General features: G+C 68.3%; 12 protein-coding genes. 8 read left to right on the top strand and 4 right to left on the bottom strand.

What is annotated here, in order from left to right:
* The first annotated feature begins 2 nt into the window (after positions 1-2).
* Both ACIBF7_RS17050 and ACIBF7_RS17045 read left to right on the top strand, forming a co-directional pair.
* On the top strand, positions 3-1,232 hold the full coding sequence (locus ACIBF7_RS17050; protein WP_397197518.1) for an FxsB family cyclophane-forming radical SAM/SPASM peptide maturase: 1,230 nt from the start codon (positions 3-5) through the stop codon (positions 1,230-1,232).
* Positions 1,229-2,494 (top strand): HEXXH motif domain-containing protein, encoded by a 1,266-nt coding sequence (locus ACIBF7_RS17045; RefSeq protein ID WP_397197517.1) that lies wholly within the window; start codon positions 1,229-1,231, stop codon positions 2,492-2,494. The genes ACIBF7_RS17050 and ACIBF7_RS17045 overlap by 4 nt, the downstream gene beginning before the upstream one ends.
* Before the next feature lie 7 nt (positions 2,495-2,501).
* On the opposite strand, the gene fxsT is transcribed toward ACIBF7_RS17045, so the two are convergent.
* Positions 2,502-5,030 carry an FxSxx-COOH system tetratricopeptide repeat protein gene (gene fxsT, locus ACIBF7_RS17040; RefSeq protein WP_364229810.1) on the bottom strand — a complete coding sequence of 843 codons (2,529 nt, stop codon included), beginning with the start codon at positions 5,028-5,030 and terminating at the stop codon, positions 2,502-2,504.
* Positions 5,031-5,173: 143 nt separating this feature from the next.
* On the opposite strand from fxsT, the gene fxsA reads away from it, so the two are divergent.
* From fxsA to ACIBF7_RS17020, 4 genes are all read left to right on the top strand, one after another.
* Positions 5,174-5,323: an FxSxx-COOH cyclophane-containing RiPP peptide gene (fxsA, locus tag ACIBF7_RS17035; RefSeq protein WP_148030502.1), complete on the top strand. Its 150-nt coding sequence runs from the start codon at positions 5,174-5,176 to the stop codon at positions 5,321-5,323.
* 205 nt (positions 5,324-5,528) lie between these two features.
* Positions 5,529-5,921, top strand: coding sequence for a hypothetical protein (locus tag ACIBF7_RS17030; protein WP_148030503.1), 393 nt, complete (start codon positions 5,529-5,531; stop codon positions 5,919-5,921).
* Positions 5,914-7,983, top strand: a complete 2,070-nt coding sequence (locus ACIBF7_RS17025; RefSeq protein ID WP_397197515.1) for a tetratricopeptide repeat protein — start codon at positions 5,914-5,916, stop codon at positions 7,981-7,983. Before ACIBF7_RS17030 ends, ACIBF7_RS17025 begins: the two co-directional genes overlap by 8 nt.
* A gap of 162 nt (positions 7,984-8,145) precedes the next feature.
* Positions 8,146-10,065: a tetratricopeptide repeat protein gene (locus tag ACIBF7_RS17020; protein ID WP_148030505.1), complete on the top strand. Its 1,920-nt coding sequence runs from the start codon at positions 8,146-8,148 to the stop codon at positions 10,063-10,065.
* Between the two features lie 37 nt (positions 10,066-10,102).
* Here the strand turns inward: ACIBF7_RS17020 and ACIBF7_RS17015 are convergent, their stop codons facing one another.
* Positions 10,103-11,218, bottom strand: a complete 1,116-nt coding sequence (locus ACIBF7_RS17015; protein ID WP_397197514.1) for a ferritin-like domain-containing protein — start codon at positions 11,216-11,218, stop codon at positions 10,103-10,105.
* 83 nt (positions 11,219-11,301) lie between these two features.
* Here ACIBF7_RS17015 and ACIBF7_RS17010 point away from each other — a divergent pair, with 83 nt between their 5' ends.
* Complete coding sequence (locus tag ACIBF7_RS17010; protein WP_148030507.1) at positions 11,302-11,949, top strand: TetR/AcrR family transcriptional regulator C-terminal domain-containing protein; 648 nt, start codon at positions 11,302-11,304, stop codon at positions 11,947-11,949.
* A 25-nt stretch (positions 11,950-11,974) separates the two neighbouring features.
* Here the strand turns inward: ACIBF7_RS17010 and ACIBF7_RS17005 are convergent, their stop codons facing one another.
* Both ACIBF7_RS17005 and ACIBF7_RS17000 read right to left on the bottom strand, forming a co-directional pair.
* Entirely contained in the window at positions 11,975-12,451 is a 477-nt protein-coding gene (locus ACIBF7_RS17005; RefSeq protein ID WP_315970602.1) for a transglycosylase SLT domain-containing protein, read from the bottom strand.
* Positions 12,452-12,792: 341 nt separating this feature from the next.
* Positions 12,793-13,206 carry a transglycosylase SLT domain-containing protein gene (locus ACIBF7_RS17000; protein ID WP_308248950.1) on the bottom strand — a complete coding sequence of 138 codons (414 nt, stop codon included), beginning with the start codon at positions 13,204-13,206 and terminating at the stop codon, positions 12,793-12,795.
* A 188-nt stretch (positions 13,207-13,394) separates the two neighbouring features.
* Here ACIBF7_RS17000 and ACIBF7_RS16995 point away from each other — a divergent pair, with 188 nt between their 5' ends.
* Positions 13,395-13,880, top strand: a complete 486-nt coding sequence (locus ACIBF7_RS16995) for a glutathione peroxidase (protein WP_219545355.1) — start codon at positions 13,395-13,397, stop codon at positions 13,878-13,880.
* Positions 13,881-13,939 lie beyond the last annotated feature (59 nt).

Below are 13,939 nucleotides of genomic sequence, written 5' to 3'. Positions count from 1 at the left end.
GGGTGACCTACCAGGTGGAAGACCCGAGGAGGGAGTGGCCCGGCACCCTCGACGTCGCCGAAATGCTGAGAAACGGGTGGCGTGCCCACCCCTTCCGGCAATTCCTGCTCAAGGCGCACAGCCGTTGCAACCTCGCCTGCGACTACTGCTACGTCTACACGCTCGCCGACCAGAGCTGGCGGTCCCGGCCGATGATCATGGCGCCGGAACTGGTGAGCGCCGTCGCCGGCCGGATCGCCGAGCACGCGGCGGCCCACCGGCTCGACTCCGTCCGGCTGATCCTGCACGGCGGCGAACCTCTGCTCGCGGGCGCCGACTACCTCGTACGGGCCGTCCGCCTCGTCCGTGACAGGGCCGGCCCGGACGTGCGCGTCGAGGCGGTCGTCCAGACCAACGGCGTGCTCCTGGACAAGGACGTGCTGCGCGCCTTCGCCGACGAGGGCGTGGACGTGGGGGTGAGCCTGGACGGCACGCCGCGCGGCAACGACAGGAACCGCCGCTACGCGGACGGGCGCAGCAGCTATCCGGCCGTCGCCGAAGCGCTCTCCCTCCTCATGGAGCCGGAGTTCCGGCACGTCTACAACGGCCTCCTGTGCACGGTGGATCTGGCGAACGACCCCGTCGAGACGTACGAGGCGCTGCTGCTCTTCCAGCCGCCGGTGATCGACTTCCTCCTCCCGCACGGCACCTGGGACGCGCCGCCCCCGGGCCGAGTGCCGGATCCGGCCGCGACGCCGTACGCGGACTGGCTCGTGGCCGTCTTCGACCGCTGGTACGGCGCCAGCGGGGAGACCGTCGTCCGGCTCTTCCAGGAGATCATCCACCTGCTCCTCGGCCGCGCCTCCGCCAGTGAAGCGGTCGGGCTCACCCCGTCCACCCTGGTCGTGATCGAAACCGACGGGACGATGGAGCAGACGGACTCGCTGAAGGCGGTGCGGCACGGCGCGCCGGCGACCGGGCTGAACGTCGTCGACCATCCGTTCGACGACGCGCTCCTGCACCCCGGCGTGGTGGCCAGGCAACTCGCCTTCGAAGGGCTGAGCGACACGTGCAAGGCGTGCCCGTACAGCAGGGTCTGCGGGGCCGGCCTCTACACCCACCGCTACCGCCGCGGCACCGGCTTCCTGAACCCGTCCGTCTACTGCCCCGACCTCTACCGGCTGATCGGTCACATCCGCGACCGGCTCCTGGCCGATCTCCGCAGAGCCCGACTCCCGAAGGGACGCCCATGAGACCGCGGCCCCACCGGTTGCCCGATGAGATCCTCGCCCGGCTGGCGGCCGGTGGCGGCGGCGCGGAGGCCGCGCGCCATCTGGTGGCCGCCGAGCGCAGCAAGCATCGGCTCCTCGTGCTGGGCGTCGTCCGGCTCGCGGGCTCCCACCCGGCCGTGGGCCATGCCTACGACCTGCTCGCCTGGATCGAGAAGAAGGCGCCGGAGGCCGTGGAGACCGTGCTGGGCCATCCGGCGGTGGGCGCCTGGGCGGCGCACGTCATCCGGTCGCGGGGGACCGCCACCCAACTCGGCGCGCTGGCCGCCGCGGCGGCGATCCTGGCCCGGCTTACGGCCCGGGTCGAGGCGCCCGCTCCGGACGGCCGGATCACGCTGCCCTCGCTCGGCCAGATCGTGACCGCCGACCCGGCCGACCTGGTGGACCTCCGCGTCCACCCCGACGGGACCCTGGAGGCGGGCGGACGCCGCGTACGCGCGGCGGACCGGACGGCCGGACGGCAGGCGGAAGAGCGGGAGGAACCGGGCTGGCTACCGCTGCGACGCATCACGGCGGACGGCTTCAGCCTGTGCGTGGACGACCTGGACCCGTTCCGCTGGTCTCCCGACGAGGCGCCGGACGGGCGGCTGCCCCCGGCCGAGCTGGACGTCTGGCGCGAGCACCTCCGGATTTCCTGGCAGGTCATGAAGGCCCGGCACTGGACGCTCGCCGGCGAGACCGCCTCGATCGTCTCCGTGCTCACACCCATCACCGGCCCGGCCTACCGCATGAACAGCGCCACGGCCAGGGACAGGTTCGGCGCCATCGGGATCTCCACGCCGCGGGACTGGCGCTGGATGGCGTCCACGTTCGCGCACGAGGTCCAGCACGCCAAGCTCGGCGCGGTGCTCGACACGGTCGAACTGCTGGAGCCCGACGACGGCAGGTACTACGCGCCCTGGCGGCCCGACCCCCGCCCGCTGGCGGGGCTGCTGCAGGGCACGTACGCGCATCTCGGGGTCGCGGGCTTCTGGCGGCGCCAGCGTGCGGACGAGACCGGCCCGCAGCCGCACGTCGAGTTCGCGCACTGGCGGCAGGCCGCGTTCGAGGCGACGGGGACGCTCCTGGACAGCGGGCGGCTCACCCCGCCCGGCGAGCGGTTCGTGACGGCGATGCGGGGCACGCTGGCGGACTGGATGGCGGAGAGCGTCCCTCCCGCCGCGCTGGACGCCGCCGGGAGGGAGGCGGCCGCGCACCGGGAGGCGTGGCTCGCCCGTAACGGGTGATCGGTCGTCAGAGGCTGATGGGGTCGAAGTCCCAGTTGAAGCGCTTCTTGCTCTCGGCGTGGATTCTCTCGGGGTGGCCCAGGTCGTACCTTCCGTAGCGTCGCATCGTGTCCGTATACAGGGTCTCCGCCTGTTCCGGTTTCCCATCGGCCTGAAGGTCGAGCGCGAGGTTGACGGCGGCGGCCAGCGTGAGCAAGTTGTCGGGGCCGTAGAACGCGCGCATCTGGGCCAAGAGGTCCTCGCCCAGCTCGCGTGCGCCGGCGACGTCGTCCAGGGCGGCCAGATCACTGGCGAGGTTGAGGGTGGCGCCGAACACGTAGCCGTGATTGGGCCCCAGCCTGTCGAGCAAGCTCTCGTACGCCTGCCGGTCCATCTCCTTCGCCTGGATGACATCCCCGCGGAGCTGGTAGAGCAGCGCGAGATTCATCAGGCAGCCGTTGGTGAAGGGGTGCTGGTCGCCGTAGATCCTGCGATAGCGGGGGAGGGCCTGCCGGGCGAGCGCCATCGCCTCTTCGGAGCGTCCGGCCTGATGCAAGGCCCTGCTGAACGCGACCTGTGTGGCCATGGTTTCCGGGCTGTCCGGGCCGAAGAGCTTATCCATCCTGGTGAAGGTCTCCTCGACGAGCTCCAGAGCGCCTTCGACATCACCCATCCGGCGGCGGGCGATGGACAGGTCACGGGCGGTCATGAGAGTGAGTGGATGCTCGATGCCCAACTGGCTGATCCCATGGGCGTACGCTTCTTCTCCGACGTCGCAGGCCTGCGCATGGTCGCCGAGCAACCTGACCGTGCGCGCCAGTCCGTTCCAGGAACTCTGCAGTTCCCATATGCGGATCCCGTCCCTGGCGCTGCTCTGCTCGATGAAGACCAGTTGCGCGAGATCCAGGGCGGTGTCGAACCGGCTCAGCAGGACGTTGTCGAGTGCCAGGTTGTTCAGCACCCGCAAGGTGGCGGGGGCGACAGCGCCGAAGACCCGGGTGTGCAGGTCCAGCGACTCGGTGTCCTGTTCGAACGCCTCCCTGAACATCCCCTTGGCCCGGAGGTCCGCGGCCACGGTGAGCCGGATGCGCAGCGTCTCCTCGTTCTCCTCGCCGAAAACCTCGCGCATGCAGGGGAACGTTTCCTCGTTCAGCGCTCGCGACTCGGAAAACGCTCCCATCTGCCACAGGACATTGCCCAGATGCCGGCAGAGCCGCAGGACGTTCTCGTCCTTCTTCCCGTGGGCGGCCGTCCAGTGCGCGCGGAACTCCTCGGCGAAGTTCTTCGCCGAGGAGTAGTTCGCCACCCGGTGCAGGTAACGAATGACGTCGATAGCGAATCGCTGCACCTGGCGATCGGCGCATCGAGCGACGCCCGCCGGGCGTACATGAGGGACCAGATCGGCGAAGTCGGGCCAGTTGACGGTGTCCTCGGGGTCGGCAGGGGCGCCCCCCGCGAGCAGCAGATGAACCTCGTGCCGAATCTCCTCACGTTCCGGCTCCACCAGCGAGTCCCGCAGGAGGGCCTGGACGAGGCGGTGCACCTGAACGGTCCCCGCCTCTTGCTCGATCTTCACCAGGGCGAACCGGTTGAGCTCGCCGAACGCTTTCGCGGCCAGGACGGGATTCGCCAGTATGGGCGCCATGCGCTTGACGCCGCTCTTGCTTCCCCGGCGGAAGACGGCGCGCGGGATCGGATCCGGCCCGAAGAAGGCCAGGCAGCGCAGCACCATGGCTGCTTCGGGCAGCCGGTTCTCGATCTCGTTGACTGAGAGCTGCCAGGCGGCCGTCATCGACAGCGGGTATTCGGTCGACTTGCCGAGGTTCAGTAGTTCCCTCGTCTGCAGGGCGAGCTGCTCGATGTACTCCTCGGTGGACAACCCGGTCATTATTTGAAGGGCCGCGGCCTGCTCCAGGGCCAGAGGAAGGTCACCGAGCTCACTCGCCAGGTGCTCCGCCTCCTTCTGCGGAACGTCCTTCTGCAGCCGCTTGCGGAGGAACTCCACGCTCTCCTCGGTGGAGAAGACGTCCACGGGGACGGTTTCTGCCACACCGCTCCACCGGCTGTTCCGCGACGTGATCAGCACATGCCCGGGCCCGCCTTCGGGGATGAAGTCGCGGATCTCCTCCGGCTCGTCCGCGTTGTCGAATATGAGCAGCCACCGGTCGATCGGGTCGCCGCGCTGCAGCGCGTCACGGACGGACGCGGCGGCCTCTTCGATGCCGACGCTGTTGGCCGGGCGCAATCGGAGGTGGTCGGCGAGGGCCGCGATCGTGCTGGGGACGAGCATCGGCTGGTCCGCCGGCACCCACCAGACCAGGTCGTAGAAACTGCGGTAACGCCACACGTATTCGATCGCCAGTTGTGTCTTCCCGACGCCGCCCAGTCCTTGCAACGCCTGAGGCACGACTGCCGCCTTGGCGGTGGAGATGATGCTCGTGCGTAACTGGTCGAGGAGATTCTCCCGGCCGGTGAAGTGTTTGTTCCGGCCCGGAATCTTCTTCCCCCAGATCGCCGGTACCTGGTGTGACGCCTCTGGAGCCGTCTTCTGATCCATGAACCGACACCTCCTGTCAGCCCGATTTTCTCTCGGATGATTGCTTTTGGCGATGGGCGGTCACACACTCTAAGTGAGGTGCCATAGCCGGGACGACGGTTTTGGAAGTTAAGGGCAGCCGTAATCGGGCAAGAGGGGGCGGCATGGCTGACACGCACGGGACGGGCTTGATCGATGTCAGTGATATCGATCTGGAGGCGTTGAAAGGGCTCGACATACCGGCTCTGAACAGGGTTTTGGAGCGACTGGCCGATGAGGGTGTCATCGTGGCCAGCTTCCAATCATCGGTCTGATTCCTGCCGTCATCACCGAACTTTCCGTCCGGCGAGGTCGGCTGTTGCCTGCGATAACCAGTGCCGTGGGTGCCTGGATCATTTAAGAGGTCGTGCGAGAATGCGAGAACAAGAAGGTATGTAGTGCATCTCCCGCCGTTCGTCCGGCCCATTGCCTCTTTATCTGTAGATTTGGTTCGATCGATGCGGGGAGGGGCGGGCGCAGGTGGATGTGGCGGCGATGGCAAGTGCGGTGGCTCTGGTCGCGGGGACCGGGGCGGTCCAAGGGCTGGGAGAAAGCGCGGCACTGAGCCTGGTGGCGAAGATCCGGGAACGCATTCGCATCGTTTTCGGCGGGGACCCGCGGTCGGCGGACGCGCTGGAGCGTGCCGTGGCGACACCTGAGGACGAAAGCGCGCTTCATGAACTGGCCGAGGCATTGCGCTGGTATGCCGAGCGCGATCGGGCGTTCGCCGATGAAATGGCCGAATGGGCTCGGCAGACTGCTTCCTCCGGGAAGGTCGTGCAGAACGTGCGCGCCGGCCGGGACGCGTATACGGCAGGTCGGGACATGACCGTGCAGCAGCGTCCTGACGCGAAGCCGTCGCCAGATGACTGACGAGCCTTTCCCAGCAGATGAAACCAGAGTGCGGCAAGGTATCGCCGCACTGCGGGATGCGCTGAGTGCCGGACGTGACCTGCACATCACGTACCGCTCCGCCGACGAGGGCACGCCGGTGGTCCCGGGTGGGCACGGAGTGCTGTGGCCTCCGCTGGGGCGCCTGCCGAAGCGTGTACGGGGTCGCGAACCTCTGCTGGAGCAGCTGAGGACGTTGCTGGGGGCGCCGGACGGTCGGGTGCACGTGCTGGCGGGGCTGGGCGGCACGGGCAAATCCACCGTGGCCCTGCAATTGGCCGATATAGCGGTACAGGCCCGCCGGCCAGTCTGGTGGGCCTCGGCGGTGGACGCGGCGGCCCTGTCCGACTCGCTGCTGGTGCTGGCGCAGGCGCTGGGAGCCGACGACGCGCAGGTGGACGCGGCGCGTACCGGCCGCTTGGCCGCATGCGACGTGCTGTGGCAGGCGTTGGAACGCCATCGCGACTGGCTGCTCGTGATCGACGACGCCGACGACGTCGCGGAGCTGGAGACAGCCGGTCGCACGGTGCGCGACGGCAACGGGTGGGTGCGCGGGTCGAGGTCCGGGCTGGTGGTGGTCAGCACGCGCGACGGCGATCCGCGGCACTGGGGCCGTGGGGCCGAGCTCCATCCCGTGGGTTGGCTGAGCAAAGAGCAGGGCGGCCAGGTGCTGGTGGACCTGGTTCCCTGGGCCGGCGACATCACCGAGGCCGAAGCACTGGCAGAGCGGCTGGGCGGTCTCGCACTCGCGTTGCATCACGCCGGATCGCAGCTGGCGTCCCCGTTCGCCCAGCGGCAATCCTTCTCCGGCTACCAACAGGTCCTGGAGTCCAAGGGAACAGCCGTGCTGGGCGGCACGGCAGGCGACGTGGACGATCGCGCCGTGGTGGGCCGGACATGGGAACTGTCGCTGGCTCAGCTGGACGCCGCGGGCGTGGGGCAGGCACGAGGGCTGTTGCGGGTGCTGGCCTGGTTCGCGCCCGCCGTTCCCATCCCGGTCAGCGGTTTGGATCACGAGATACTCGGCCGGGCCTGTGACAGTCCTGATCCGGCCGGCGTGGTGGCAGGGCTGGAAGCCCTGCTCTCGGTGGGGCTGATCCAGACCTCGCTGCCCGCGGCAGAAGGCGCGACGGCGGAGGCGATCGCCGGGGTGATGGTGCATCCGCTGGTCGCCGAGACGGTCCGTGAGGATCTCGACCACGTGGAAACCGACCGTGCCGTATCCGCCGCCACCGAACTGCTGATACACGCGACCGCGGATTTACAGGTGGACAAGCCCGCGCATTGGCCGGCCTGGCAGAAATGGTGGGCCCATCTTGAAGAAATGCTGAACGCCGCCGGCCCACTGGTTCGTGAACCCGTCTTGGCGAACCTGGTCTGCACCGCATGCGTCACCGCGACGATGCTGCTGTGGGCCGGTTCGTACAACGCCTCTGTGAAGATTTCGGAGGCCGCGCTGAAACGCCTGACCCGTCTCGGTTCTGATCACCCTGTCACGCGGCCGTTGCGGCGCGTACAGGCAGGCGCGTACCAGTTCGTCAACAGATTGGCCGAGGCCGATCGCATCTATCGTGAGTTGTTGTCCACGGCGTCGGACGGCAACAGCATGGAATCACTGGAGATACGGGCTGATCTCGCGGTGGTGGTGGCGGAGCAGAAGAGGTTCGCCGAGGCCGAGAATCTTCTCCAGGAGCTGCTGCGGGACCAGGAGTCGGCGTTGGGCGCCGATGACGAGCGTACGCTGGCCACGCGGTACGAGATCGCACGGACCTTGGCGGGCCGGGGGGATTTCGCCGAGGCAGGGAATCGCTTCCGAGATCTGCTCCGGGACCAAGAGGCATGGCTGGAACCCCAGCATCCGGCGACATTGGCCACGCGTTATGAGATCGCCAGGGTGTTGGTGCAGCAGGGAGACCGGGCCGAAGCCGAACGCCTTTTCCGCCAACTGTTGAAGCAGCAACAGCAAGTCCTGGGCAGCGACCATCCCCACACCCGGCTCACGCTTCGGGCACTGTCCGGTTTGAATGAAGGCAACATTCCGTGATCACCTGTAAGGGGACTCCGAGGCCGCCGCGGGCCGGCGATCGAATGCGGCCTGAGTGCTCTTTCTGGTTGCGCGTTTCGCAACTCGCGTGCTCCGGCCAAGTATGGTTGAGTCACCGCAGCTCCCTGCAACTCGGGTGCGGGATCTTCGTCATGAGCGGTGATGACGAACGACGTACTGGTGCGATTACATCTGCGGGCGGGTGTGGCAATGCCTTCCAGCGGCAGCGGCTTCGAGCCGTACGTCGGCCTGAGTGCCTATCGCCGGGAGGACGCGACGAGATTCTTCGGCCGCGAGGCCGAGGCCGCCGCTCTCGCGCACCTGTGGCGGAATCACCGGGTGACGATCCTGCACGGCCCCTCGGGCGTGGGCAAGACGTCGCTGGTGACGGCCGGTGTGCTGCCTCTTCTCGCAGGTTCCGACGTACTGCCCTTGGGAAGTGTGCGGCGGCCCTCCGTCTTACCCGCTGCCGCCATCCTCGACGACAGCGACCCACACGCCTTCGCGCTGATGTCGTCATGGTCGCCGCACGAGCACCCTCTCCGGCTCTCCGGCCTCACGATCAGCACCTACCTGCGCTGGCATCACTGGAACCCGGACGGCGGAACGGTCATGGCCGTCTTCGACCACGCCGAGGAACTCTTCACCGCCCACCGCCGGCATCCTGACGGCCACATCCATCTCCTCGACCAGTTGAGCGACGCGCTCAGCGGCGATCCCCCGCTCCACCTTCTCATCGTCATCGCCGACGAGCACCTCGAGCCGCTGCAGCGCCATGAGGGGATGCGCACGCACATGACCTCTGAGTCGTTCATCCGGCTGGAGCCCTTCGCCGTGGACGCGGCGCTGGAGGCATGCCGACGACCACTTGTGAGCTGCGGCCGGGAACTCGCTCCAGGGGTGGCCGAGAAGCTCGTCGACGAGTTGCGGGCCGACCGCTCCACCACGGTGGAACCGGCTCACCTGCAACTGGTCTGCGAGGCACTCTGGAAGTCCACGAACGAGAAGGACACCCCCATCGGCGACGCCGACCTGGTGGACGTGGACAAGGTGCTGGCCGACCACTGCGACCGGACCATCCAGGAGGTGGCGCGGGACCTGCTGGACGGGGATGTGGACCAGCTGGTCGCCTTGCTGCGCCCGATCGTGACGAACGGGACGGATGGCGAGGACCTTCCTCCCCGGGTCGCGCAGGCGCTGACACGAGGCCGAATCCTGCGCCGCGGGGAGAAAGGGCGCTACGAGATGCCCGCACGCCTCGTAGGACCCTTCTTGAGCACCTCGTTCGGGCGGCAGCAGCCCGAACCGCCCAACCACGTTTCGACCATCGAAGCCGCGTTGCAGCGAGGCTGGTTCGAGTTCGCCGCGAAGCAGGCGGAGAGGGCTCTCCGGAACTCCGCCGACGGCAGATCACGGGCTCGTGCCGAGTCCTTGGCCGGAGATGCCGCCTACCTGCTGGATGACTTCGACGGGGCTATCGCGCACTATCGCGAGGCGGCGATGATGTACGCCACGATGCGCGGCACCGACCGTATCGTCGCCACCTTTCTGGCCGCCATCGGCCGGATCCTGGTCGATCAAGGCGCCTACCAGGAAGCGATCAGGGAACTGCGGGCGGCGGTGAAGCGGAGTCCGGAACCCGTGATCCTGACGGAGCTGGCTTGGGCGTTGTGGTACATCGGGCACGAAAGCGGCGCGGTCGACATGCTGGACGCGGCGCTCCGCTCCGGGAACAACCCGGCCGAGGCGCTGCGGGTCCGGGGGGAGATCCTCTCGGACATCGCGCCTCAGTCCGCGCTGCGCGATCTCGATCGGGTCCGGCCTCATGAGCTGGCCTCGACACGCGCCGCCTACGCGCTCGCCCTGGCGCTGAGCGGGGACGTGGTCGCGGCGGTCCGGGCGCTGCCACGACTGGACGCGGACAGCGACGCCACAACCCTGCTGCGGACCGCACGCGTCATGAAGAAAGCCGGGCAGGACTTGGAAGCGGCTCGTCTGGCCCGGCGCGCCCAGCAGAGTGCGAGCCGCAAGCCGCTCCCACCACGGTTGACCGCCCAGGCCGAACTCCTCATCGCTACCTGACTCCGGACCGGACCGACGCGGAGAGCACCTGGAGGGGTCAGCCGTCGGAGCCCATGGCGATGGTCTGCGACACCTCGGCGTGCCGTTCGGCCTCCTCCTCCGCGAAGCGGGCTGCGTCCAGTTTGTCGGCGATCTCCTCGTCCTGCTTCATCAGCGCCTCCAGCGACTGGCCGGCCATCTCCAGCACGCCCATGTCCGCGTACGCCTGCTGCAGCCGCGGGCTCCACAGCCCGATGTCCTTGACGCACGGCACGATGCGGCTGAACAGCAGGGACCGGAACAGCCGGAGGTACTCCGACTGGTCCACCGCGACCATGGCCTCGTCCACCTCGGCCCTGCTCAGGCCGAGGTTCTCCCAGGTCTCCCGGCCGCGCAGGCGGTCGCGCATGAGGTAGCAGCCCTCGATGACGAAGTCCTCGCGCTCGCGCAGCTCGGCCTCCGACAGCTGCCGGTAGTAGTCGCGCAGCGCCATCCGGCCGAAGGCGACGTGCCGGGCCTCGTCCTGCATGACGTAGGCGAGGATCTGCTTGGGCAGCGGCTTGGTGGTGATGTCGCGCATCACGCCGAAGGCCGCGAGGGCGAGACCTTCGATCAGCACCTGCATCCCCAGGTAGGGCATGTCCCAGCGGGAGTCGCTCAGCGTCGAGTCCAGCAGGGACTTCAGGTACGGGTTGATCGGGTAGGCGAGGCCGACCTTCTCCTGGAGGAAGCGGGCGTAGGTCTCGGCGTGGCGCGCCTCGTCCATCGTCTGGGTGGCCGCGTAGAACTTGGAGTCGAGGTCAGGCACCGATTCCACGATCTTGGCCGAGCAGATCATCGCACCCTGCTCACCGTGCAGGAACTGGGAGAACTGCCAGGACGCGTTGTGCAGCCGCACGTCCTTGCGCTGCTTGTCGTCCATCCGCTCCCACAGCGGGGTGCCGTAGATGGCGATGGTCTGGTCGGGGATGCCGAGGATGTCGTACGGATCGACTTCGAGGTCCCAGTCGATCCGCTTGGTGGAGTCCCACTGCTTGTCCTTGCCCTTCTGGTACAGGGCCAGCATGCGGTCCCTGCCGTCGTCGTACTCCCAGGTGAACTTCGTGGTTCCGGCCATTTCCACGTTCCACGTGGCCAGGCCTGCGGGGATGGTGTAGAGCTCGTGGGTCGACATCGGACCTCCGGAGGGGGGTGACGTACACCGTACGTTCCTTGGAGGCTTGCACGTACGCTGTACGCGCGTCAATAGAATGCAGTGTGACCACCCAGCCGCTGTCCCGGGCCCGGATCGTCGCCGCCGCGGTCGAGCTGATCGAGCGCGAGGGCGCCGACGCCGTCTCCATGCGGCGCATCGCCTCCGAGCTGGGGGTCGGCGTGATGTCGCTCTACAACCACGTGCCCAACAAGGGCGCCCTGCTCGACGGCGTGGCCGAGAGCGTGCTCAGCGAGATCGAGTTCACCGACGACCCGGAGGCCCACTGGGCCGACCGGGTGCGCATGCAGGCGCGCGCCTTCCGCCAGATCGCCCACCACTACCCGCGCTGCACCATGCTCGTCGTCAGCCGCCAGCTCCACAGCCACGCCGGGCTGCTGCCCGTCGAGCGGGCCCTGGCCACGCTGCGCAGCGCCGGGTTCGACGGCGCCGACGCGGTGCGGGTGCTGCGGCTGTTCATCGCGTTCATCGTCGGCTCGCTGCTGCGCGAGGTCGGCGTGACGCCCGCCTTCGCCCCCGGCCGCAGCTCGACGATCGACCCCGAGGAGGTGGATCCCGAGCTGTTCCCCGAGGTGAGCGCGCTGTCCGAGCTGCTGGGCTCCTGCGACCACGAGGCGGAGTTCGCGTTCGGGGTGGAGCTGTTCGTCCAGGCGATCGCGGTGCACCCGGCGAGGAGGGAGGGCACCCGGTGACCCGCGGATGCCCTCCGGCGTCCGGCTAGTACCAGTTGTGCGACCTGAAGTGCCCCCAGGCGCCGCACGGCTTGCCGTACCTCCCCTTGATGTAGGACAGGCCCCAGCGGATCTGGGTCCTCGGGTTGTGCCGCCAGTCCTTGCCCGCTCCCCGCATCTTGCCGCCGGGCAGTGCCTGCGGGATGCCGTAGGCGCCGGACGAACGGTTCACGGCGCGGTGGTTCCAGCCGCTCTCCCTGGTCCACAGGTTGTCCAGGCAGTGGAACTCGCGCAGGCCCCATGACCTGCGCACCACCTGGTCGAGGGCGAAACGCTTGCTGGTGCTTCTCGGACGGTGGGCGGGGACGCGCGGTTCCGCGCTGGTCCGCCACGTACGGACCACCATGGGCGCGTCGTCGGCGCCCTCCGTCTCGGCCGTGGCCGCGACCTCCATCCCGCCGAGTGCGGCGGTGAGCGCGGCCAGGGTCACGATCGTGCTGCGTAGCGTGCGCTTGCTGTTCAAGTCGATCCTCGCGGTCGGGTCGCGTGCGGACGGGCGCTCTCGCTTCCCCGGCGCCCCTGCCGGTCCGCGTCCGTGGCTCGGACGAGAAGGGTCCGCGCGGCCCTCCGGGATCCTTGATCCGCCCGGCTTCTCGCCGGACGGCCCGGAGGGCTCCACGACATGTCCTCTGAGCCGGTTTCTAGTACGCGCGACCGCGCGCGGTCAGAACCCGGGACACGCCAAGGACAGGTGTTTGCGGGATCGATGCGGATAAAGGGCGCTCTCGTTGGGCCCGGATTGATCGGCCCGGCGCCTCGATGGCCGGCGCTTTCCGCGAAACTCGCGCAAGCCTGAGGTTTGGATCAGTACCAGTGGTGGGATTGGAAGTGGCCCCAGGCGCGACACGGCGTGCCGTACCTCTTCTTGATGTAGCTCAGCCCCCAGGCGATCTGCGTCCTGGGGTTGGTGCGCCAGTCGCTCCCGTGCGAGGCCATCTTGCCGGCGGGCAGCGCCTGGGGGATGCCGTAGGCGCCGGAGTAGCGGTTGCCGGCCCGGTGGTTCCAGCCGCTCTCGCGTTCCCAGAGCTTGACCAGGCATCTGAACTGGGTGGCGGCCCAGCCGCGCTTGTTCACCATCTTCTTCGCCATGGACTTGTTCTTGCTGCTCGTGCTGGTCGCACTCGTCTGGGAGCTCTGCGCCTGTGCGGCCGTGGCGCCGCCCGCAACCATGAGCGAGGCGCTCATGAGCAGGACGCTGGTACGGCGGAGCATGGGCATTCGGGTTCCCTTTCGCAGGAATCGGGGACCGCGCCACCCTGCCGGACTTGTCACCTTTACTGCGAATTGACCATGGAAATGTAGATCGTCAGTAAAGATCTCGATATATGCCTGTTGCTGGGCCTTCGGGGGATAAATGTGGATTAGGTCACGTTTTGGGGCTGACAGGCATCTCGTAAGGTCGGACCATGAACGTTCGAGAGATCCCGGTCCGCACCCTGACGGACGAACCCACCACCCTCGCCGGCGTGGCCGGCGACAAGGCCCTGCTCATCGTCAACGTGGCCTCCAAGTGCGGGCTCACCCCGCAGTACACCGACCTCGTCAAGCTCCACCAGGAGTACGGCCCGCGCGGGTTCAGCGTGGTCGGCATGCCGTGCAACCAGTTCATGGGGCAGGAGCCGGGGAGCGCCGAGGAGATCCAGGAGTTCTGCTCCACCACGTACGGGGTCGACTTCCCGCTGCTGGCCAAGGCCGACGTGAACGGCCCCGACCGGCACGCCCTGTACGAGCGCCTCGTGCAGGCGCCGGACGCCGAGGGCGAGAGCGGCGACGTGCAGTGGAACTTCGAGAAGTTCCTCGTCGACCGCGACGGCCGGGTGGTGGCCCGCTTCCGCCCCCGCACCGTGCCGACGGACCCGGCGGTCCTGGCCGCCATCGAGAAGGTCCTCTGACCGCTCGGGAGCAGGCGCCCTAGGGAAATCCCTGGGGCGCCTCCTGACGCGGCCGCCGC

The sequence above is a fragment of the Nonomuraea sp. NPDC050478 genome, from assembly GCF_044458265.1.
GTDB classification, from domain to species: Bacteria; Actinomycetota; Actinomycetes; order Streptosporangiales; family Streptosporangiaceae; genus Nonomuraea; species Nonomuraea ferruginea.
This window is presented reverse-complemented; position numbering and strand designations above follow the sequence as displayed.

Coding starts and splice junctions, on each gene's coding strand:
- ACIBF7_RS17025 (WP_397197515.1), top strand. CDS start 5,914: ATGACTGACGAGCCTTTCCCAGCAGATGAAACCAGAGTGCGGCAAGGT.
- ACIBF7_RS17000 (WP_308248950.1), bottom strand. CDS start 13,206: ATGCCCATGCTCCGCCGTACCAGCGTCCTGCTCATGAGCGCCTCGCTC.
- ACIBF7_RS17045 (WP_397197517.1), top strand. CDS start 1,229: ATGAGACCGCGGCCCCACCGGTTGCCCGATGAGATCCTCGCCCGGCTG.
- ACIBF7_RS17015 (WP_397197514.1), bottom strand. CDS start 11,218: ATGTCGACCCACGAGCTCTACACCATCCCCGCAGGCCTGGCCACGTGG.
- fxsA (WP_148030502.1), top strand. CDS start 5,174: ATGGCTGACACGCACGGGACGGGCTTGATCGATGTCAGTGATATCGAT.
- fxsT (WP_364229810.1), bottom strand. CDS start 5,030: ATGGATCAGAAGACGGCTCCAGAGGCGTCACACCAGGTACCGGCGATC.
- ACIBF7_RS17020 (WP_148030505.1), top strand. CDS start 8,146: ATGACGAACGACGTACTGGTGCGATTACATCTGCGGGCGGGTGTGGCA.
- ACIBF7_RS16995 (WP_219545355.1), top strand. CDS start 13,395: ATGAACGTTCGAGAGATCCCGGTCCGCACCCTGACGGACGAACCCACC.